Below are 1,829 nucleotides of genomic sequence, written 5' to 3'. Positions count from 1 at the left end.
AAGATCCTACCACGTCTCAAAATCGGTTAAGGCGACGCCACCCCTTCCTTTGATCGACGCATAGCAACCCTTGGATTAAGCGTCCTTTGGAATGACGGCTCCTTCAGATCAGCGGTCGTTTCTGGTCTGGAAATAGCGCGCGGCTTGGACGCGCGTCGTCGATCTCTGAATTATCCATTGTAAAATCAAAAATTGAGCGTATACATGGGAAATCGACCATTGCTTGTGATGTCGTTCCAGAGCTTAATGCTCCCGTTGGATTTCCTTTCAAAAAATCGATCCCACCCCGCAAAGTATCGCGGGACCCACAACGATTGCCATGAAAGGAAATCGTTATGAATACTGGTACTGTGAAGTGGTTTAATTCCGTCAAGGGCTTCGGCTTCATCCAGCCTGATAACGGCAGCACGGACGTGTTTGTTCATATCTCTGCTGTTGAGCGCGCTGGAATGCGCTCGCTTTCGGACGGCCAGAAGATCAGCTACGACATCGTGCAGGATCGAAAGTCCGGCAAGAGCTCCGCTGATAACCTCCAGGCGGCATGACTTCGTCATTCACTCCGCTGACCACGGATGTACTGCCAGCTGAGCCGAATGACCGTGAAAGGTCGGGTCCATGCCCGGCCTTTTGCTTTTCTGAAAATTGAACTTAAAATGGCATTTGCCATAGCTCCGGTGACAGGATCGTTTTCGAGATCCTGCATTGCGATAACATCGAACTGCAGGATACGGGGCTCCTTCCGCCTTAGTGCTGGAAGCTCGCGGCGCTGCATCCTACAATATGTGCTTTGACAATGCGGATCTTTACGCATCGGCCAGGACGATATCTCAGTTCGGGTTCCGACCGCGCTTATATCGGGCCCACCGGCATTACACCCGGGGAATTCCGCTTGCAACGGCCGGGAAATGACAAGAGCCTGCCAAAACGGCGAGACAGGCGCGTCGCGGACGTCGATAGCTGTGTCATAGGAAGCACCGTCTCGGTGGACGGCCTTACCCAAACAAAAGGAGGACGCGATGTCTTCCAACGAATATTCCGCATGCGTTTCACGAAACCTGGTTCGAACGAGTACGTTCGGATATCGTGATCACGCGAATCTTTGCGCGCTCCTGGAAACCACCGTTGGCCAGGACGCACAGCGAAGGCTGTCGTTAGCGAGCATGACGGTGTTTCCCAATTTCGGCATTATTGGGAAAGTCCGCACGCCGACGGCCGGACAGAGCGTTTCGTCCCGCGGTGGTAAAGCGGTATCACAGGAAATGCCAATCCAAATTTAAGCAGTTAAGCAGTGCCGACTCTTATCCGGCGCGCGAGGAGAAACCCATGGCGAAAGGCCAAATGCGCAGCAACCGTGAGATCCGCAAGCCCAAGAAAGACAAAGCACCAGTAACGGCACCAGCCTCATCTGGCACACAAGTTAAGCTTGCAAGCGGCAACCCCGCAAATCTGAACAAGAAATAGCAGGCGGGCGCGCCACCAAGCCGATATTACTGCGAGCGGGCGCGCTGTCACACTCACGATTCGAGGAACCAATGATCAATCATACGCCCAGACAATCCGCGGAAAAGCTCTTTCGCGTGCCCCTCACCGAAGCAGGATCAAATGCCGAAAAGCTCCTGAACCTCCGAGAGAGGATGCAGCGGCGTAAGCGCGAGCTTCGAAAGACCGAACGCGAAATCCGAGACACTGCACGGGCAGAAGGTCAGCCTTCTTTCCAAACCCGGAGGACAACGACGTGATCGCTTTCGATTACGCACACGGAGCAGGGCTTTATGCGGGCAAAGCGACACGCGGACGCAACGGACTTCGTTACAGGCGTTTCGAAACGG

General features: G+C 54.2%; 2 protein-coding genes. Both read left to right on the top strand.

Annotated elements, in window-relative coordinates; all coding sequences use genetic code 11:
* The first annotated feature begins 335 nt into the window (after window positions 1-335).
* A complete protein-coding gene (locus ACYJRZ_RS31835) occupies window positions 336-545 on the top strand; it encodes a cold-shock protein (protein ID WP_112338766.1) in 210 nt (69 codons plus the stop codon).
* Between the two features lie 778 nt (window positions 546-1,323).
* Window positions 1,324-1,461 (top strand): hypothetical protein, encoded by a 138-nt coding sequence (locus ACYJRZ_RS31830; protein WP_459465505.1) that lies wholly within the window; start codon window positions 1,324-1,326, stop codon window positions 1,459-1,461.
* The last annotated feature ends 368 nt before the right edge of the window (window positions 1,462-1,829 follow it).

The sequence above is a fragment of the Rhizobium sp. No.120 genome (assembly GCF_054558365.1).
Note: the sequence above shows the minus strand (reverse complement) of the source record. Positions and strands in the feature narration are given on the sequence as shown.

Bases quoted from the DNA above. Each gene is read 5' to 3' on its own strand.
- ACYJRZ_RS31835 (WP_112338766.1), top strand. From the start codon at position 336: ATGAATACTGGTACTGTGAAGTGGTTTAATTCCGTCAAGGGCTTCGGC.
- ACYJRZ_RS31830 (WP_459465505.1), top strand. From the start codon at position 1,324: ATGGCGAAAGGCCAAATGCGCAGCAACCGTGAGATCCGCAAGCCCAAG.